The following is an 18,046-nucleotide window of genomic DNA, read 5'->3' as shown; positions in this document are numbered from 1 at the left end:
TCAGTGGCGGTCGCGCGCCCTCACCCGCAGGCCCGAGGCGATCAGCCGGCGCACCAGCTCGTGTCCGGACACGTGCTGGGCGCCGCCGGCGACCAGGCGCGCGTGCGCGTCCTCAGGGACGTCGTAGTGATCCCGGTCGAATCCCCGGCGGGGGATGCCGTGCGCGCGGGCGAAGGCGTGGAGCTCGTCCAGGTCGCTGTCGCTGACCAGATGCGCCCACAGGCGGCCGTGCGCCGGCCAGCGGGGGTCGTCGATCAGGATGGCCACGCGCCGATCCTACGGCCGGAGCCCGACACGCGGGTGCGGGCTTTTGCCTGTGGTCCCGGCATCCGGTAAAGTATCCCTTTGGTGCGTCGAGACATCCGCACCGCGTCTTGTCTGACATCCCGAGCGCGTGCGCTCCCAGAAGAAAAACAGGTGTGAAGTGGTTTACGCAGTTGTGCGCGCCGGCGGCCGGCAGGAGAAGGTGGAGGTCGGCACGATCGTCGTCCTCGACCGTCAGCAGGCGAAGGTCGGCGACAAGCTCGAGCTGCCCGCCGTCCTGCTCGTGGACGGCGACGCCGTCACGACCGACGCCGACAAGCTCGCGAAGGTCACCGTGACCGCTGAGGTCCTCGGCGAGGAGCGCGGCCCGAAGATCGTGATCCAGAAGTTCAAGAACAAGACCGGCTACAAGAAGCGCCAGGGGCACCGTCAGGACCTCACGCGCGTCAAGGTCACCGGCATCAAGTAAGCCAGGGAGACGTAGAAGATGGCACACAAAAAGGGCGCAAGCTCCACCCGCAACGGTCGTGACTCCAACGCCCAGCGCCTCGGCGTGAAGCGCTTCGGCGGCCAGGTCGTCAACGCCGGCGAGATCCTCGTCCGCCAGCGCGGCACGCACTTCCACCCCGGCGCCAACGTCGGCCGCGGTGGCGACGACACCCTGTTCGCGCTGTCGGCCGGTTCGGTCGAGTTCGGCCACAAGGGCGGTCGCAAGGTCGTCAACATCGTGGCGGCCGCGGAGTAATCCGCTCGGTCCACACACCTCGGGAGGGGGCGGGCTTCGGCTCGCCCCCTCCCTGCACACCCGCACACATCCGACAACCACCGAGGGGGAGCGCATGGTCACGTTCGTCGACCGCGTCACACTGCACCTGCGCGCCGGAAGAGGCGGCAACGGATGCGTGTCGGTGCGCCGTGAGAAGTTCAAGCCGCTGGCGGGCCCCGACGGCGGCAACGGCGGCCACGGCGGCGACGTCGTCCTCGTCGCCGACCCGCAGGTGACGACGCTGCTGTCCTACCACCACTCGCCGCACCGCTCCGCCGGCAACGGCGGCTTCGGCATGGGGGACAACCGCTCCGGCGCCGCGGGGGAGTCGCTCGAACTCGCCGTCCCCGTCGGCACCGTGGTGAAGGATCCGGCCGGCGAGGTCCTGGCGGACATGATCGATCCCGGCGTCCGGGTCGTCGTGGCGCCGGGTGGACTCGGCGGTCTGGGCAACGCCGCCCTCGCCTCGCCCAAGCGCAAGGCCCCGGGCTTCGCGCTGCTCGGCACGCCCGGCTGGGAGGGCGACGTCGTCCTCGAGCTGAAGACCGTCGCCGACGTCGCGCTGGTCGGATACCCGTCGGCGGGCAAGTCCAGCCTCATCGCGGCCATCTCGGCGGCCCGCCCCAAGATCGCGGACTACCCGTTCACGACCCTCCACCCGAATCTCGGCGTCGTGCAGGCCGGTGACGTCCGGTTCACCGTCGCCGACGTCCCCGGGCTCATCGAGGGCGCGAGCGAGGGCCGGGGCCTGGGCCTGGAGTTCCTGCGCCACGTCGAGCGGTGCACGGCGCTCGTCCACGTGCTCGACTGCGCGACGCTGGACTCCGGGCGCGATCCCCTCAGCGACCTGGACGTGATCCTCGCCGAGCTCGCCGCCTATCCCGTGCCGGACGGGCAGATCCCGCTGCTGGACCGCCCGCAGCTGGTCGCCCTGAACAAGATCGACGTGCCCGAGGCCAAGGAGCTCGCCGACCTCGTCCGCCCCGAGCTCGAGGCGCGGGGATTCCGCGTCTTCGAGATCTCGACGGTCAGTCACGAGGGCCTGCGGCCGCTGACCTTCGCGCTCGGCGGGATCATCGAGGAGCACCGCGCCGCGGCCGTCGCGACCGCCGCACCGGAGCGGATCGTGATCCGCCCGAAGGGCGCCGACCGCGAGTTCACCGTGCGTGTCGAGGGCGGCACGTACGGCAACATCTACCGCGTCCTGGGGGACAAGCCCGTCAAGTGGGTCCAGCAGACCGACTTCCAGAACGATGAGGCGGTGGGGTACCTCGCGGATCGCCTCGAGAAGCTCGGCGTCGAGAACGAGCTGCTGAAATCCGGTGCCGAGCCGGGGTCGACGGTGGTCATCGGCGAGGGCGACGGCATCGTCTTCGACTGGCAGCCCGCGCTCAGCTCGGTGGCCGAGCTCATGACGGCGCCGCGCGGCACCGATCCGCGCCTGGACCAGAGCAACCGCCGCACGACGTCGGAGCGCCGCGAGCGCTATCACGACCGCATGGACGCCAAGGCGCAGGCGCGCGCCGAGCTCGAATCCGAGCGGCTGGCCGAGCGCGGCTGGGACGGCGGAGACGACGAGTGACCGCGCGGCAGCGCAGCGACCTGGCCACCGCGCGACGCATCGTCGTGAAGGTCGGGTCGTCCTCGATCAGCGGTGAGAACGCCGCCAAGATCCAGCCCATCGTCGAAGCCCTGGCGGCCGCGCACGCGCGCGGCACCGAGGTCGTGCTGGTGTCTTCGGGGGCGATCGCGACCGGTATGCCGTTCCTGTCGCTCGAGGAGCGCCCCGCCGACCTCGCCACGCAGCAGGCCGCCGCCGCCGTCGGGCAGAACGTGCTCATCTACCGCTATCAGGACGCGCTGCGCCCGTTCCGGATCGTCGCGGGACAGGTGCTGCTGACCGCCGGGGACCTCGAGAACGCCACCCATCGCTCCAACGCCCGTCGCGCGATGGAGCGGCTGCTGGGCCTTCGGATCCTGCCGATCGTCAACGAGAACGACACCGTGGCCACCCACGAGATCCGCTTCGGCGACAACGACCGCCTGGCGGCACTGGTGGCCGAGCTGATCGCCGCCGACGCCCTCGTGCTGCTCAGCGACATCGACTGCCTGTACACCCGCCCGCCGGACCAGCCGGGGGCCCGGCCGATCACGCGGCTGACCTATGGCGAGGATCTGCACGGCTTCGAGTTCGGCTCAGTCGTGGTCAACTCCGTCGGCACCGGCGGCGCGGCGACCAAGGTGTCCGCGGCCCGCCTGGCGGCCGCAGCCGGCATCGGCGTGCTGGTCACGAGCGCGGATCTCGTCGGAGCGGCCCTGGTCGGTGACGACATCGGGACGTGGTTCGACCCGAACCCGGAGCCCGCCGCCGCCCCCGTCACGGGGCCGGTTCGCCACCCTCGGTAAGCTGTGACGATGACCTCCACCCTTGTCTCGGCGCGCGATCGGATGCTGGCGGCCAAGGCCGCATCGCGGCAGGTCGGCCTGCTCGGCGACGAGGCCAAGCGCGACGCCCTCCTGGCCATCGCCGACGACATCGAGACGGCTGCCGACCGCATCGTCGCGGCCAACGCCGACGACCTCGCGCGCGGCGCGGAGTCCGGCCTGTCCGAGGCGCTGCGGGACCGCCTGCGCCTGGACAGCGCGCGCGTGCGCGCCCTCGCCTCGGCCGTCCGTGACATCGCCGCCCTGCCGGACCCGGTGGGCAGGGTGCTGGACGAGCGCACCATCGCCGGCGGCGTCCGTCTGACGAAGGTCACGGTGCCCTTCGGGGTCGTGGGCTCGATCTACGAGGCCCGTCCGAACGTCACGGTCGACATCGCCGCTCTCGCTCTTCGCTCGGGCAACGCCGTGGTGCTGCGCGGGGGCTCGGCCGCCGAGCGCACCAACGCCGCGCTCATCGACGTCATCCGCGGCGCCCTCGCCCGCGTCGGCATCTCGCCCGACGCCGTCCAGACCGTCGACGACTTCGGTCGCGACGGCGCCCGCGAGCTCATGCACGCCCGCGGCATCGTCGACGTCCTGGTGCCGCGCGGCAGTGCTCAGCTCATCGAGACGGTCGTGACGGAGTCGCAGGTTCCGGTCATCGAGACCGGCGCCGGCGTCGTCCACGTCTTCCTGGACGCCACCGCGCGCGAGGAGTGGGCCCGCGACATCGTGGTCAACGCCAAGGTGCAGCGGCCGAGCGTCTGCAACGCCGTAGAGACGGTGCTGGTGCACCGAGCGGCGGCCGAACGACTCGTCTCGCCGGTGGTCGAGGCGCTGCGCGCCCAGGGGGTCACGGTGCACGGCGACGCCGAGGTGGCCGCTCTCGCCGAGGGCGTCGTCCCCGCCACCGACGCGGACTGGTCCGACGAGTACCTCAGCCTCGACGTCGCGATGCGCGTCGTCGACGACCTCGACGCCGCGCTGGCGCACATCCGTCGATACTCGACTCACCACACCGAGTCGATCATCACCGAGGACCACGACGCCGCCGAGCGGTTCCTGGCCGAGGTGGACTCCGCGGTGGTCATGGCCAACGCCTCGACGCGGTTCACCGACGGCGGCGAATTCGGCTTCGGCGCCGAGGTCGGCATCTCCACCCAGAAGCTGCACGCGCGGGGACCCATGGGCCTTGCCGAGCTCACCAGCACCAAGTGGCTCGCGCGCGGCGCGGGTCAGGTGCGAGCCTGACGACATAAACTGATGAGGCCCCGGTCCGGGGCGGACGAAACGGAGCACGAATGACCTTCGCCATGATGATCGCCCTGGCAGCGGAAGAGGCTGAGCACCACGGCAACGTCGCCCTCGAGACCTTCTGGTACGGCGCGGTCGCGATGGTCGTCTTCGGCGCGCTCGCCCTCGTGACGGCGTCCTACCGCAACGTCGCCAACCGCCACTCGCACAAGGCCGAGGCCTACGCCCGCGCCCACGCCAACGACGTCCACCGGGCGGGGCACGGCCACTGAGGCCTTCCGCATGACGGCGACGCGCGCCCCGCGGATCGGGGTGATGGGCGGCACGTTCGACCCCATCCACCACGGTCACCTCGTCGCCGCGAGCGAGGTTGCACAGTCCTTCGACCTCGACGAGGTCGTCTTCGTCCCCACCGGGCGACCGTGGCAGAAGAGCGACGTCTCGCCGAGCGAGCACCGCTACCTGATGACGGTGATCGCCACCGCCTCCAATCCGCGCTTCACCGTCAGCCGCGTGGACATCGACCGTGCCGGGCCGACCTACACGATCGACACGCTGCGCGACCTGAAGTCGCTGCGCCCGGACGCCGAGCTCTTCTTCATCACCGGTGCCGACGCCTTGGCGCAGATTCTCAGTTGGAGGGACCATGATGAGCTCTGGGACCTCGCGCACTTCGTGGCCGTGTCGCGACCCGGCCACGAACTGAGCACCGAAGGTCTGCCCAGCGACGACGTCAGCCAGCTTCAGATACCCGCCCTCGCCATCTCGTCGACGGACTGCCGGGAACGCGTGGAACGAGGACATCCGGTGTGGTATCTCGTCCCCGACGGCGTCGTCCAATACATTGCGAAGCATCACCTCTACCGGAGCAAGGAATGACTGAACCCGAGCAGCCGGCCACCCCACCGCTCACCCGCAGACAGCTGCGCGAGATCCGCAACACGGGGGCGACCCCCATCGTGGTGCCGTCCGCGCCCGACGAGTCCGTCCCAACGACCGAGTCCGAGCCCGCGCCGGCCGCCGAGGCCGAGCCGGCTCCGGAGGCCGAGTCGGCTCCGGCCGCAGAGCCCGCCGCCGAGGCCGAGCCCGCTCCGGCTCTCGCGCCGATGCCGCTCGTCGAGGCGCTCCCGATGCCCGCCCCGGCCTCCGCACCCGAAGTGCCGGAGGCCCCTTCTGCCGAAGACGCCGGGCACGATGAGACCGCGGCCGACGCGCCGCCCGCCTCGTCGGCCGCCACCGCCGCCTCGCCCCTGACCCGCCGCCAGGCACGCCAGCAGGAGCGCATCCGCACGGCATCCGTGCCGGTGATCACCCCCGACCTCGTCTCGGCGCACGCCGCGGCGATGTCCGGGGCGCGCACGGCCACCGCGGCCCCCGTGGTCGAGCGCGAGCTCGCGTCCGTGCCGGAACCGTCGTCCGGCGAGGTGGCGGACACCGCCTCGGTGGTCGAGGTGGAGCCCGAGCGCGTCGTCAATCCCGCGCTCGGAGCAGGGCTCCTCGCCGGGGACGCGGCGCCGATCGACCTGCCGCCGTCGTTCGATCAGCTGCTGAGCCGTTCGCCCACCGCCTCGTCGAGCGCGCCGCACGCCCTGATCGTGTCGCAGACGCCCGCGGCCGCCCCACTCGTCGCCCCGGTGACCTCGACCGGCGACGTGCTGATCACCGGCACGTTCAACCTGCCCGAGGGCCTCGGCTCCACCGGCCACGCCCTGGGCGCCGCCGACGGCAAAGAGGTCGACGCGGTCCTCGTCGACGGCGAACTGCCCGCGCACTCGTCCCCGACGCCGATCGCGGCCAGCGCCGCCATCAGCACATCCAAGACGGCGGGCGAGATCATCAAGCCGCCGGCGCCCGAGAAGGGCAGCCGGCTCATGCTGACGCTCGCCATCACGGCCGGCGCGCTCGCGCTGGCGCTGGTCGGCGTGCTCATCCTCGCGTTCGTGACGGGGGTGTTCTCGTGACCGCGACGGACCAGGCACGGCACATGCTGCAGGTCGCCGCCACCGCCGCCGATGCCAAGGGCGGCGAGGATCTCGTCGCGCTGGACGTGTCGGGACCGCTGCCGCTCGTGGACGTCTTCCTGCTGGTGACGGGCCGGAACGAGCGCAACGTCGCCGCGATCGCCGACGAGGTCGAAGAGAAGCTGCTCGAGGCCGGGCACAAGCGCCTCCGCCGCGAGGGGCGCGAGGAGTCGCGCTGGATCCTGCTCGATTTCGGCGACCTCGTCGTCCACGTCTTCCACGAGCAGGAGCGCATGTTCTACGGCCTCGAAAGGCTGTGGAAGGACTGCCCCGTGGTGCCCTTCGAGGTGCCCGCGCACACGCCCGGGGAGTGACACCCGCCGCCCCGGTTCGGAGCACCCGCCGACATGTTGTAGGCTTATGGGGTTGCCCCGCGAGGGCGGCGAAGAGGGCCTGTGGCGCAGCTGGTAGCGCACCTGCATGGCATGCAGGGGGTCAGGGGTTCGAGTCCCCTCAGGTCCACCGACACGAAGAAGACCCCCGGGAATCCGGGGGTCTTCTTCGTTCTGCACACGACACGGACATGACGGGACGAGGGCGGCGCGCGATGCGGGATCGATGGCGGTACGCGGCGCTGGCGGCCGCGATCCTCGCCGTCGCCGTCCCGGCCGTCGAAGGATCGGGCGGTTCCCCGGCGGCCTCCGCCGCGGCGTCCCCAACCGTGACCGTCGCCGCCGCCGCGCCCGAGGACGCCGGCGCCGAGGCCGAACGCATCGTCGACGGGATGAGCGTCCGCGAGCGCGCGGCGAGCGTCGTCATGGGACACGTCGCGGGAACAGATCGCGCGCGTCTGCGCGAGTACATGGCCGACAGCGGACTCGGCGGCTTCATCCTCATGGGAGGGAACGTCCCCGGGAGCGAAGCGTCCCTTCGGGCCCTCACCCATGCCCTCACGCCCGACCCCGACCTGCCGCCCCTCCTCGCGATCGACCAGGAGGGCGGTGACGTGTCCCGGCTGCCGTGGGACGACCTGCCCTCGGCACTGACGCTGAAGCGGGAGGACCCCGCCGCCGCGCGCCTCGCCTTCGCCGCGCGGGCCGCTCTGGTGGCGCGGGGCGGCATGGATGTGAACTTCGGCGTCGTGGCCGACGTCGCGCCCGACAGCTCGTCGTTCATCCACCGTCGCGCGCTGGGCACCTCGCCCCGAGGCACCGCCGCGCGGGTAGCCGGCGCCGTCGAGGGCGAGGCGGATGCCGTGCTGACGACGCTGAAGCACTTCCCGGGGCACGGCGCCGCTCCCGGCGACTCGCACGTCGGCATCCCGCGCACATCGATGTCGCTGGAGCGCTGGCGTGACACCGACGGCGCCCCGTTCGCCGCCGGGATCCAGGCGGGGGCGCCGCTGCTGATGTTCGGGCACCTGGCCTATACGGCCGTCGATGCCGCCCCCGCTTCGCTCTCGGTGCGGTGGCATGAGATCGCGCGCGAGGACCTCGGGTTCGAAGGCGTCGCGATCACCGACGACCTGGGCATGCTCCAGGCGTCGGGCCTGCGCGAGTACCGGGATCCGGTGCGCAACGCGGTCCGCGCGCTGGCGGCGGGGAACGACATGGTGCTGACGGTGATGTTCTCGCATGCCGCGACGGCGCCCCGGATCGTCGACGGCATCGTCGCGGCGGTCGAGCGGGGCGAGCTCGCCCCCGAGCGTCTGCGCGAGGCCGCCGTCCGCGTGACGACCCTGCGGGTGCAGTCGGCCGACCGGGGCAGCGCGCTTCTGCCGTGCACCGGCTGCGACGCCGCGCGGCACTGATCTGCGCAGCCCGGGATGACGTCGCTCAGGCGCCGTCGGCGACGGGCTCGATGAGGTCGGGGGAGTCGTTGCGGACGTTCCCCACCGCCCGCGAGACGACATGGTCCTCGAGCGTGGCGGCCACCGCCGGGGCGGCGTCGATGGCGGCATCCAGGACATCGCGGACGTTGTCGGTGTCCGGATCCAGCCACGCGTCGGCGTGGTCGGGGTCCATGAACAGCGGCATCCGGTCGTGGATCGAGCCCAGGCGGCCGATCGCGTCGCGCGTGAGGATCGTGAAGCTCAGCATCCACCGCTGCGGGTCGTCGTCCGCGCGAGCCGGGTCCCGCCACCACTCGTACAGGCCCGCGAGGAACAGCGGGGAGCCGTCGGCGGAGTGGATGTAGTGCGGGATCTTCGCGTCGCCCTCGCGCTTCCATTCGTAATAGCCGGATGCCGGGACGACGGCGCGGCGCTTGTCGAGCGCACCCCGGAACATCGGCTTGTCCTGCAGCTCTTCGGACCGCGCGTTGAAGGCGCGGGCGCCGATCGCGGGATCCTTCGCCCAGCCGGGGACCAGGCCCCAGCGGGCCGCCTCGAGACGCCGGGTGGGCGGTTCGGTCTTGGCGGAGTCCAGCACGATGGCCACGCGCGCGGTCGGGGCGACGTTGTACGACGGCGCGGGAAGATCCTCGCCCTCGACATCGACGCGGAGGACTCCCACGAGCTCGGAGCCGGCGTGGGCGACGACGAAACGTCCGCACATGCTCCCAGGCTACGCGGACCCGCCGATCTCAGTCGGTGACGATGCCGACCGACTGCAGTCGCTTGAGCAGACTCGCCCCGTCGGACCCGGTCACCCACGGCACGGAGGCCGCGGAATGGTCGTTGACGGCGGTCCGGCCACCCGCGAGGACGGCCTCGGCGGGGGACAGGCGGCGGATCGCGACGCCCGCCACATTGGCCGGATGCTCGCTGGTGAATGTGGTGTACAGCTCGTCGTCGTGCTGGCCGTCGTCGCCGATCAGCAGCCACTTCACATCGGGGAACTCCTGCGCCAGCCGGCGCAGGTTCGTCGCCTTGTGGATCTTGCCGCTGCGGAACAGCCGATCGTGGGTGGGTCCCCAGTCGGTGAGCAGCATCGCGCCCGACGGATAGAGGTGCCGGCGCAGGAACCGGATGAGGGTCGGGGCGACGTTCCAGGCGCCCGTCGAGAGGTACACCAGCGGCGCGCCGGGATTCTCACGCACGATGCGCTCGAGCAGGACCGCCATCCCCGGCACGGGCTGCCGGGCGTGCTCGTCGACGACGAAGGAGTTCCAGGCCGCGATGAGGGGTCTGGGCAGCGCCGTCACCATGACGGTGTCGTCGATGTCGGACACGATGCCGAACCGCTGGGACGGGTCGACCACGTACGTCCGCGCCTCGGCCGCCTCGCCGCCCTCGACCGTCATCGTGTAGGTCTGCCAGCCGGGCTCGAGGCGGGCGGGCAGCACCGCGTCGATCACCCCGCCGCGGTCGGCCACCACCTCGTGGGTGACGCCGCCGATCGTGACCTTCACCTGGGCGTAGCTGATCGGAACGGCCACGAAGCTTCGCCAGCCGCGCATGCGGGCGTACTCGCCGGCCTCGGCGCGGGGAGGCGGGGGCAGGATCAGCACGCGCGCGAGGACGCGGACCCAGTCGGCGCCGGCATAGCCGGGGAACGGGGTGACGCTCGGGGTGAGGCCGCGCGCGCGGGCCCGCCTCTCGCGCCAGGAGTGGAAGCGGTGCTCCAGCCGGGCCAGCCAGAGCACGTCGGTGCGGGAGGAGACATCGGATCGGGCCATCGCCGTTCAGTCTTCCATGTCCTCGCCGTGGATGTGCTTGCGCTCCACCCGCTCGATGATCTTCTTGCTCACCCACACCAGCACGAGGAAGACGACGATGACGCCGACGAAGATGTAGCCGGCGGCGTGCACGGTCTCGGACAGCTCTCGGTACGTCCCGGCCGCCGCGGCGGCGACCGACACGTACAGCACCGCCCACAGTGCGCACGCCGGCAGCGTCCAGGCGAGGAACCGCCGGTAGGGGAAGCCGCTCATCCCGACGGTGAGGGGGACCAGGGAGTGCAGCACCGGCAGGAACCGGGAGAGGAAGATCGCCGGTCCGCCGCGCCGGCGCAGGTAGCCCTCGGCGCGCCGCCAGTTCGCCTCGCCGATGCGCCGCCCCAGCCGGGAGCGGCGGATGGCGGGGCCGAGCACACGGCCCAGCCAGAACCCGATGCTCTCGCCGACGAGCGCCCCGGCGATCACGGCGAGCCCGAGGACGACGCCTTCCGGCGGCGAGGCCACCGCGGTCCCCGCCACGATGACGATGGTGTCGCCGGGGACGATCAGTCCGACCAGCACGCTCGTCTCGAGCATGATCGCGAGTCCCGCCAGCACGGTCCGCAGCACGGGGTCCACGCTCTGGACGGCATCCAGCAGCGCCGTCAGGAACTCGTTCACGCCTCGAGCCTAGAGCGCGCCGCGCCGCCGTAGCCTGGGGGGATGACCAGGGGTGCCCGCGCCGTCCGACTGTCGCGATGGGTGGACCCGGCATCCGTTCACCGGCTGCTGAGCGGGCGCGAGCCGGCGACCTTCTGGCTGGATGCCGGAGCCGACGCCCGCGAGGGCTGGAGCTACGTGGGAGCGGGGGAGCCCGAACGCGACCCCGAGCGGGTCCGCGCGGTGCCGCTGGCCGGACAGGGGGACGACACATGGCCCGCGGGGGCCTTCCGCGGGGGCTGGGTCGGCTGGCTGGGGTACGAGGACGCCGCCCGGCGGGCGGGTGCGCCCGTGGCGGAGTCGTCGCCGGCGGACGGCGCGGCGTGGATCCGCGCGCGGGAGTGGGTCGCCTTCGACCATGCGACCCGATCCGCCTGGGCGGTGGGTGCCCCCGATCGCGCGGGGGACCTCGCCGCGGAGGTCTGCCGGCCGCCCGCCGAGGCGCGCCTGTCGGATCCCGAGATCGGCGCCGTGGCTGCCGCGGTCGCCCGCCACAGCCCCGCGGAGTACGCCGCGCTCATCGACTCCTGCCGAGCGGCCATCCGCGAGGGCGACGCGTACCAGCTGTGCCTGACGACGCGCTTCAGCGTCCCGGGTCGGCGGGATCCGATCGCGACGTACGAGCGCCTGCGGGCGGCGCACCCGGCCCATCACGGCGGACTGATCCGGATCGGCGGGCGCGCCCTCGCCAGCGCCAGTCCCGAACGCTTCCTCGAGGTCGCGGCGGGCACCGTCCGCACGTCGCCCATCAAGGGAACCAGGCCCCGCGGCGCCGACGCCGCGCGCGATGCGGCGCTGGCCGAGGAGCTGCGCACCGACGTGAAGGAGCGGGCCGAGAACGTCATGATCGTCGACCTCATGCGCAACGACCTCTCGCGGGTGTGCGTGGCCGGGAGCGTCGGCGTGGACGCGCTGCTGCAGGTGGAGTCCTATCCGGCGGTGCATCAGCTGGTCAGCACGGTCTCGGGGGTGCTGACCGGCGGCGTGAGCGCCGGCGACCTCTGGGACGCGGCCTTCCCCGCCGGGAGCATGACGGGGGCGCCCAAACTGTCGGCGATGCAGATCCTGCACCGTCTCGAGGGCTCGGCGCGGGGGGTGTTCGCCGGCTGCTTCGGCTGGGTGGGCGAGAACGGCGGAATGGACTTGGCGATGGTCATCCGGTCCGTCTTCATCGACGCCGACGGTGCCTACGTCGGGGCGGGCGGGGGGATCACCTGGCGCTCCCGTCCGGCCGCCGAGGTCGCGGAGGTCGCGTTGAAGGCGACCGGGCCCCTCGCAGCCGTCGGCGCCCGCCTGCCCGCCGAGTGGGCGCAGGTGGGCGTCGGGTAACCTGGGCGATGCGCTTCGCGCGCCTTCCGCGCCACCCAGGATTGGTACCCGTTCCGTGAGCCAGACTCCCCCCGACTCCACCGCGCCCGCCGACGGCGGTCACGACCCGCACGCCGTCCAGCACAAGTGGCAGGCGCGCTGGGCCGACGCCGATCCCTTCCGCGCCGGTGGCGACGAGGACAGCCGTCCCCGCAAGTACGTGCTCGCGATGTTCCCCTATCCCTCGGGCGACCTGCACATGGGGCACGCCGAGAACTACCTCTACTCCGACATCGTCGCCCGCTCGTGGCGGCACCGCGGCTACAACGTCCTCAACCCCATCGGGTGGGACTCCTTCGGCCTGCCCGCCGAGAACGCCGCGATCAAGCGCGGAGCCGATCCGCGGGAGTGGACCTACGCCAACATCGCCCAGCAGAAGGCGGGCTTCCGCGCCTACGGGGTCTCGTTCGACTGGAGCCGCGTCCTGCACACCAGCGACCCGGAGTACTACCGCTGGAACCAGTGGCTGTTCCAGCGCATGTACGAGCGCGGGCTCGCCTACCGCAAGGAGAGCCCGGTCAACTGGTGCACCAACGACCAGACGGTGCTGGCCAACGAGCAGGTCGTCGACGGCCGCTGCGAGCGCTGCGGGGCCGAGGTGGTCAAGAAGAAACTGACCCAGTGGTACTTCAAGATCACCGACTACGCCGACCGCCTGCTCGACGACCTGAATCAGCTCGAGGGCTTCTGGCCGCAGAAGGTCATCCAGATGCAGCGCAACTGGATCGGCCGCTCCGTCGGCGCCGACATCGACTTCGAGATCGAGGGTCGTCCCGGCAAGGTCACCGTCTTCTCGACGCGCCCGGACACCCTCCATGGCGCGACCTTCTTCGTCGTCGCCCCCGACAGCGACCTCGCCGCCGAGCTGGCGGCCGGCTCCTCGGCCGAGGTGCGCATGCGCTTCCAGGACTACCTCGACCGCGTGCAGCGCGAGACCGACATCGAACGTCAGAGCACCGACCGGCCCAAGACCGGCGTCTTCCTCGAGCGGTACGCGATCAACCCCGTCAACGGCGAGCGGCTGCCGATCTGGGCGGCCGACTACGTCCTCGCCGACTACGGGCACGGCGCCGTCATGGCCGTGCCCGCCCACGATCAGCGCGACCTCGACTTCGCCCGCGCGTTCGACCTGCCTGTCAAGGTCGTCGTCGACACCACCGCGCCGATCACCGGCGCCATCCCGGTGATCGAGCTCGACGAGGACGGCGTGCCGATCGATCCGAGCCTCGGCGCCGACGGGCTGGACGACATCCATCCCGCGCGCACCGGGATCGCCCTGACGGGCGAGGGCCGCATGATCAACTCGCAGGAACTCGACGGGCTGTCCAAGCGCAACGCCATCGCCCGCATGATCGACCGGCTCGAGTCGCTCGGCGCCGGGCGCGCGGCCAAGACCTACCGGCTGCGCGACTGGCTGATCTCGCGCCAGCGCTTCTGGGGCACGCCGATCCCGATGGTCCACACCGCCGACGGGCGGATCGTCCCCGTCCCCGACGAGCAGCTGCCGATCCGGCTGCCCGAGGCGGGGGACCTCGATCTCACCCCGAAGGGCACCTCGCCCCTCGGCGGCGCGGCGGAGTGGGTCGCCACCGTCGATCCCGAGACGGGCGAGCCGGCGCTGCGCGATCCCGACACGATGGACACGTTCGTCGACAGCTCCTGGTACTTCCTGCGCTTCCTGTCGCCGGACAGCTCGACCGAGCCGTTCTCGGCGCGCGAGGCCGACAAGTGGGGCCCGGTCGACTTCTACATCGGCGGCGTCGAGCACGCCATCCTGCACCTGCTCTACGCCCGCTTCATCACGAAGGTCCTCTACGACATGGGCGCCGTGGACTTCACGGAGCCGTTCTCGAGCCTGATCAACCAGGGGATGGTGATCCTGGGCGGGGCGAAGATGTCCAAGAGCAAGGGCAACCTGGTCCTCTTCCAGGACGAGCTCGACGCACACGGCGCGGACGCGCTGCGCGTGGCCCTCGCCTTCGCGGGCCCGGTGGAGGACGACAAGGACTGGAACGACGTCTCGACCACGGGCGCGCAGAAGTTCCTGGCCCGGGCGATGCGCGTGGCGCACGACGTCACGAGCGAGCCGGACGTGGTGTGGGCCGAGGGCGACCGCGGGCTCCGCCGCGTCACGCACCGGCTGCTGGCGGACGCCCCGGGCCTGGTCGAGCAGACGAAGTTCAACGTCGTCGTCGCGCGACTGATGGAACTGGTCAACGCCACCCGCAAGGTCATCGACTCCGGAGCGGGCCCCGCCGATCCCGCCGTCCGCGAGGCGGCCGAGGTGACCGCGATGATCCTCGACCTCTTCGCCCCGCACACCGCCGAAGAGATGTGGGAGGTGCTGGGATACGAGCCGTTCGTGGGACTGGTGACCTGGCGGTCGGCGGACACGACGCTGCTGACCGAGGAGTCGGTCACCGCGGTCGTGCAGATCGACGGCAAGGTGCGCGCCACGCTCGTGGTGCCCACGCGGATCGACGCCGCGGAGCTCGAAGCGCGTGCCCGCACGGACGAGAAGGTGCAGCGATCCCTCGGCGACCGGCAGATCACGCGCGCCGTCGTCCGCCCGCCCAAGGTCGTGAGCTTCAGCACGCACTGACCGTCACCGCGACCCGTCGCGGCGTCTCCTCCCCAGGCCGGCTCCCGGCCCGATCGTTCCCCCGATCCGCCGGCCGGGCACGGTGCCCGTGCCCGGTGCGCTTGAGTGGCGGGCGTGGGAACGGCGACGACGGCGGCTCCGGCCGCCCCGCGACGGCGGCTGGGCATGGGCGCCGCGGTGGTCCTCGTGCTGGCTGCCCTCGCCGTCACCGTCGGGATCGGGCTCGTCCGCTCCGCCGTCGCCCCGGTCGAGGAGGTGGCCGTGGACCCGCCGGGGGCGGTGTCGTCCGGCACACCGACGCCGTCCGCACCCGCGGCCGAGCGCGTCTACGTCCACGTCTCGGGTGCGGTGCGCCGCGAAGGCCTCTACGTGCTGGCTCCCGGCGCGCGGGTGGTGGACGCGATCGCCGCGGCCGGCGGATACGCCGACGGCGCCGACCGTGCGGCGGTGAACCTCGCTCGCGCGGTGGTCGACGGCGAGCAGCTCCACGTGCCGGTCCCGGGTGAAGCGCCGGCCGCCGGGGGAGCCGGCGCGGGCGACGGCGCGACTGCAGGAGGGCCGGTCGACCTCAACACCGCCGATGCCGGCGCCCTCGAGACGCTGCCGCGGATCGGACCGGCGCTCGCGGAGCGCATCATCGACTGGCGCACCCGCAACGGCGGCTTCCGCAGCGTCGACGATCTGCTGGCCGTGCCCGGGATCGGCGAGACGATCCTCGAGGGGCTCCGCGACCTGGTGCGGGTCTGACGTGGCCTCGCGCGGGATGCGGCTCGTCCCCGCCGCCGCGGCCGCGTGGGGCGTCGCGGGAGTGCTCATCCTCCATCCGGATGCCGCGCCCTGGGCGGCGCTGGCCCTGTGGTGCGCGACGCTCGGCCTGCTCGCGCACCTCGCGCGCCCCGGTCCGCCGCGACGGGCCGGTCTGCTCGCGGTGATCGCGGGAGCCGCTCTGGCCGCGGCGACGGCTTCCCACATCGCCTTCGCGGCGCCGTTGCGCGCAGAGGTGGCGACGCTGGTTGCGGGGGACGGGCGAGCGGTGTCGGTCGAGGCGGTCGTCACGGGCAAGATCGAGCCGCGCGCCGGAGGGCGAGTCGCCTTCGATGCGGTGACCAGGACGGTGACCGTCGGGGCCGACGCACGCCCCGCCGAGGTGCCGATCGAGATCTGGATGACAGGCGAGGCCGTGGCCGTGCTGGTCCCCGGGCCGCGCCTGGACGTCGGCTCCGAGCTCCGCGCCGCGGGATCCGCCCGGAGCGCACGGCCGGGCGAACGCGCCGTCTTCGTGCTTTCCGCGGGAACGCCGCGCACCGAGGTGACGGCCGGTCCGCCCGGCATCCTCGAGGGCGCGGCGGCTCTGCGCGCCGACCTGCTCGCGGCGGTGCGGACACTGCCCGGGCCCGGCGCCGGCCTGATCCCGGGTCTGTCCGTCGGAGACACCAGCGCGGTCAGCGCCGAACTCGACGCGCAGATGAAGGCGTCGTCCCTCTCGCATCTCACGGCGGTGTCGGGCGCGAACTGCGCACTCGTCGTCGCGATCGCCTACCTGGTAGCCGCTGCGGCGGGCGCTCCCCGCGGTGCACGGGTGGCGGCGGGGGCCGTCGTCCTCGGCGCCTTCGTGGTGCTCGTGACCCCCGAGCCGAGCGTGGTGCGTGCCGCCACCATGGCGCTCATCGCGATGGCAGCCCTGCTGCTCGGCCGCGCCGGCGCGGGCATCGCGGTGCTCTCGGTCGCGGTCGCGATCCTGCTCGTCGTCGATCCGTGGCTGGCCGCGTCCCTGGGCTTCGCGCTGTCGACGACGGCGACGGCGTCGCTGCTGATCCTCGCCCGCCCGCTCTCGACGGCGCTCGCGCGCGTGATGCCTCGGGCGCTCGCGCTGTCGGTCTCGGTGCCGCTGGCGGCGCAGCTCGCGTGCGGCCCGCTGCTGATCCTCATCGAGCCCACCGTGCCGACGTACGGCGTCGTGGCAAACCTGCTCGCCGGTCCCGCCGCACCCGCGGCCACCGTGCTCGGTCTGCTCGCCTGCCTCACCGCCGCGATCCCGCCGCTTGCCGCCGGGTTCGCCACGATCGCGTGGGTACCGGCATCCTGGATCGCCGCGACCGCCGCCACGACGTCGACGCTCCCCGCCGGCGCGCTGCCCTGGGGCTCCGGGCCGATCGGTGCGGCGGCGCTGGCGGGCATCGGCACGCTGGTCGTGGTCGCCCTCGTCGCCGCGGACGGATGGCGGCGCCGGACCGCGCGGGCAGGACTGCTCGCGGCTGCGGGCGTCATGGCGGGGGTGCTCGCCCTGGCCACGTGGGCGGCGCCCTGGACGGTGCCCCACGAGTGGGCCGTGCTGCAGTGCGACGTGGGACAGGGGGACGCGATGCTGCTGCGCAGCGGCGACGCCGTCGCGCTCGTGGACACCGGACCCGACCCCGAGGCGCTCGAGCGCTGTCTCGCGCAAGCGGGGGTGGCGGATCTGGACCTGCTCGTCCTCACCCACTTCGATCGCGACCATGCCGGAGCGGCGAGCGTGCTGACCGGGCGGGTGGCGGAGGTGCTGCACGGCCCGGCAGGCGGCGACGCCGCGGCGATCCTCCGGGGGCTCGCCGCTGCGGGCGCGCACACGCGGCACGTCGCCGCCGGCGACGCCGGTGCGCTCGGCGCGGCGCACTGGCGCGTGCTGTGGCCCGACGCGGCGGTGCGGGCGTGGCCGCCGGGCAACGACGCCAGCGTCGTCCTCGAGGTGGGCGGCGGCGGCATCCCGCGATCACTGCTGCTGGGCGATCTGTCCGAGGCGCCGCAGCGCGCCCTGCTGCGCAGCGGCGGGTGGCGCCCCCCGTACGCGGTGGTGAAGGTCGCCCATCACGGCAGCGCCGATCAGCTCGACGAGCTCTACGAACGCGCCGCGCCGTCGCTCGCGATCGTCTCGGTCGGCGACGGCAACGGGTACGGCCACCCCAGGGACGAGATCCTCGGGGTCCTGCGCGGTCTGGGCGCGCGCACTGTGCGGACCGACCTCGACGGTGCGGTCGCCGTGTGGCCCACCGCGGGGGGCGTGGCGGTGTGGCGCGAGAACGGGGGCGTCGCAGACCGTCGATAGGCTGGAGC

At 72.8% G+C, this 18,046-nt stretch carries 18 protein-coding genes and 1 tRNA gene; 15 read left to right on the top strand and 4 right to left on the bottom strand.

Going from position 1 to position 18,046, the window contains the following annotated elements:
- On the bottom strand, positions 1-267 hold the full coding sequence (locus ACYVF4_RS01310; RefSeq protein WP_460718975.1) for a DUF4031 domain-containing protein: 267 nt from the start codon (positions 265-267) through the stop codon (positions 1-3).
- Positions 268-424: 157 nt separating this feature from the next.
- Between ACYVF4_RS01310 and rplU the strand changes: the two genes are divergently transcribed.
- From rplU to ACYVF4_RS01255, 11 genes are all read left to right on the top strand, one after another.
- Entirely contained in the window at positions 425-733 is a 309-nt protein-coding gene (gene rplU, locus ACYVF4_RS01305) for a 50S ribosomal protein L21 (protein ID WP_460718973.1), read from the top strand.
- Between the two features lie 18 nt (positions 734-751).
- Positions 752-1,009 (top strand): 50S ribosomal protein L27, encoded by a 258-nt coding sequence (rpmA, locus tag ACYVF4_RS01300; protein ID WP_460718971.1) that lies wholly within the window; start codon positions 752-754, stop codon positions 1,007-1,009.
- 94 nt (positions 1,010-1,103) lie between these two features.
- A complete protein-coding gene (gene obgE, locus ACYVF4_RS01295) occupies positions 1,104-2,612 on the top strand; it encodes a GTPase ObgE (protein WP_460718969.1) in 1,509 nt (502 codons plus the stop codon).
- Entirely contained in the window at positions 2,609-3,436 is an 828-nt protein-coding gene (proB, locus tag ACYVF4_RS01290; protein WP_460718967.1) for a glutamate 5-kinase, read from the top strand. The genes obgE and proB overlap by 4 nt, the downstream gene beginning before the upstream one ends.
- Positions 3,437-3,445: 9 nt before the next feature.
- Positions 3,446-4,705, top strand: coding sequence for a glutamate-5-semialdehyde dehydrogenase (locus ACYVF4_RS01285; protein WP_460718965.1), 1,260 nt, complete (start codon positions 3,446-3,448; stop codon positions 4,703-4,705).
- Positions 4,706-4,755: 50 nt separating this feature from the next.
- The gene (locus tag ACYVF4_RS01280) at positions 4,756-4,980 is read left to right on the top strand and encodes a hypothetical protein (protein WP_460718962.1); all 225 of its coding nucleotides are present in this window, start codon (positions 4,756-4,758) and stop codon (positions 4,978-4,980) included.
- A gap of 10 nt (positions 4,981-4,990) precedes the next feature.
- A complete protein-coding gene (nadD, locus tag ACYVF4_RS01275) occupies positions 4,991-5,587 on the top strand; it encodes a nicotinate-nucleotide adenylyltransferase (RefSeq protein WP_460718960.1) in 597 nt (198 codons plus the stop codon).
- Positions 5,584-6,669 carry a hypothetical protein gene (locus ACYVF4_RS01270; protein WP_460718958.1) on the top strand — a complete coding sequence of 362 codons (1,086 nt, stop codon included), beginning with the start codon at positions 5,584-5,586 and terminating at the stop codon, positions 6,667-6,669. Before nadD ends, ACYVF4_RS01270 begins: the two co-directional genes overlap by 4 nt.
- Complete coding sequence (gene rsfS / locus ACYVF4_RS01265; RefSeq protein WP_460718956.1) at positions 6,666-7,043, top strand: ribosome silencing factor; 378 nt, start codon at positions 6,666-6,668, stop codon at positions 7,041-7,043. The genes ACYVF4_RS01270 and rsfS overlap by 4 nt, the downstream gene beginning before the upstream one ends.
- A 75-nt stretch (positions 7,044-7,118) precedes the next feature.
- A tRNA-Ala gene (locus ACYVF4_RS01260) sits at positions 7,119-7,191 on the top strand.
- A 61-nt stretch (positions 7,192-7,252) separates the two neighbouring features.
- Complete coding sequence (locus ACYVF4_RS01255) at positions 7,253-8,479, top strand: glycoside hydrolase family 3 N-terminal domain-containing protein (protein ID WP_460718954.1); 1,227 nt, start codon at positions 7,253-7,255, stop codon at positions 8,477-8,479.
- A gap of 25 nt (positions 8,480-8,504) precedes the next feature.
- Here the strand turns inward: ACYVF4_RS01255 and ACYVF4_RS01250 are convergent, their stop codons facing one another.
- Genes ACYVF4_RS01250 through ACYVF4_RS01240 form a run of 3 tightly spaced genes read right to left on the bottom strand, consistent with a single transcriptional unit; the run spans position 8,505 to position 10,947 of the window.
- Positions 8,505-9,224 (bottom strand): SOS response-associated peptidase, encoded by a 720-nt coding sequence (locus ACYVF4_RS01250; RefSeq protein ID WP_460718952.1) that lies wholly within the window; start codon positions 9,222-9,224, stop codon positions 8,505-8,507.
- A 28-nt stretch (positions 9,225-9,252) separates the two neighbouring features.
- Positions 9,253-10,287, bottom strand: coding sequence for an App1 family protein (locus ACYVF4_RS01245; protein WP_460718950.1), 1,035 nt, complete (start codon positions 10,285-10,287; stop codon positions 9,253-9,255).
- A gap of 6 nt (positions 10,288-10,293) precedes the next feature.
- Positions 10,294-10,947 carry a DedA family protein gene (locus tag ACYVF4_RS01240; protein WP_460718948.1) on the bottom strand — a complete coding sequence of 218 codons (654 nt, stop codon included), beginning with the start codon at positions 10,945-10,947 and terminating at the stop codon, positions 10,294-10,296.
- 42 nt (positions 10,948-10,989) lie between these two features.
- Here ACYVF4_RS01240 and ACYVF4_RS01235 point away from each other — a divergent pair, with 42 nt between their 5' ends.
- The 4 genes from ACYVF4_RS01235 (at position 10,990) to ACYVF4_RS01220 (ending at position 18,038) form a co-directional block, all read left to right on the top strand.
- Entirely contained in the window at positions 10,990-12,315 is a 1,326-nt protein-coding gene (locus ACYVF4_RS01235) for an anthranilate synthase component I family protein (RefSeq protein WP_460718946.1), read from the top strand.
- A 55-nt stretch (positions 12,316-12,370) separates the two neighbouring features.
- Entirely contained in the window at positions 12,371-14,956 is a 2,586-nt protein-coding gene (gene leuS, locus ACYVF4_RS01230) for a leucine--tRNA ligase (RefSeq protein WP_460718944.1), read from the top strand.
- A 165-nt stretch (positions 14,957-15,121) separates the two neighbouring features.
- Positions 15,122-15,703: a ComEA family DNA-binding protein gene (locus tag ACYVF4_RS01225; protein WP_460720712.1), complete on the top strand. Its 582-nt coding sequence runs from the start codon at positions 15,122-15,124 to the stop codon at positions 15,701-15,703.
- Position 15,704: 1 nt separating this feature from the next.
- Positions 15,705-18,038 carry a ComEC/Rec2 family competence protein gene (locus ACYVF4_RS01220; RefSeq protein WP_460718942.1) on the top strand — a complete coding sequence of 778 codons (2,334 nt, stop codon included), beginning with the start codon at positions 15,705-15,707 and terminating at the stop codon, positions 18,036-18,038.
- Positions 18,039-18,046: the final 8 nt, after the last annotated feature.

The sequence above is a fragment of the Microbacterium aureliae genome (assembly GCF_054780155.1).
Note: the sequence above shows the minus strand (reverse complement) of the source record. Positions and strands in the feature narration are given on the sequence as shown.

Excerpts from the sequence above, each read along its gene's own strand:
- rpmA (WP_460718971.1), top strand. The coding sequence starts at position 752 with ATGGCACACAAAAAGGGCGCAAGCTCCACCCGCAACGGTCGTGACTCC.
- obgE (WP_460718969.1), top strand. The coding sequence starts at position 1,104 with ATGGTCACGTTCGTCGACCGCGTCACACTGCACCTGCGCGCCGGAAGA.
- ACYVF4_RS01285 (WP_460718965.1), top strand. The coding sequence starts at position 3,446 with ATGACCTCCACCCTTGTCTCGGCGCGCGATCGGATGCTGGCGGCCAAG.
- ACYVF4_RS01280 (WP_460718962.1), top strand. The coding sequence starts at position 4,756 with ATGACCTTCGCCATGATGATCGCCCTGGCAGCGGAAGAGGCTGAGCAC.
- nadD (WP_460718960.1), top strand. The coding sequence starts at position 4,991 with ATGACGGCGACGCGCGCCCCGCGGATCGGGGTGATGGGCGGCACGTTC.
- ACYVF4_RS01270 (WP_460718958.1), top strand. The coding sequence starts at position 5,584 with ATGACTGAACCCGAGCAGCCGGCCACCCCACCGCTCACCCGCAGACAG.
- ACYVF4_RS01255 (WP_460718954.1), top strand. The coding sequence starts at position 7,253 with ATGACGGGACGAGGGCGGCGCGCGATGCGGGATCGATGGCGGTACGCG.
- ACYVF4_RS01250 (WP_460718952.1), bottom strand. The coding sequence starts at position 9,224 with ATGTGCGGACGTTTCGTCGTCGCCCACGCCGGCTCCGAGCTCGTGGGA.
- ACYVF4_RS01245 (WP_460718950.1), bottom strand. The coding sequence starts at position 10,287 with ATGGCCCGATCCGATGTCTCCTCCCGCACCGACGTGCTCTGGCTGGCC.
- ACYVF4_RS01235 (WP_460718946.1), top strand. The coding sequence starts at position 10,990 with ATGACCAGGGGTGCCCGCGCCGTCCGACTGTCGCGATGGGTGGACCCG.
- ACYVF4_RS01225 (WP_460720712.1), top strand. The coding sequence starts at position 15,122 with ATGGGCGCCGCGGTGGTCCTCGTGCTGGCTGCCCTCGCCGTCACCGTC.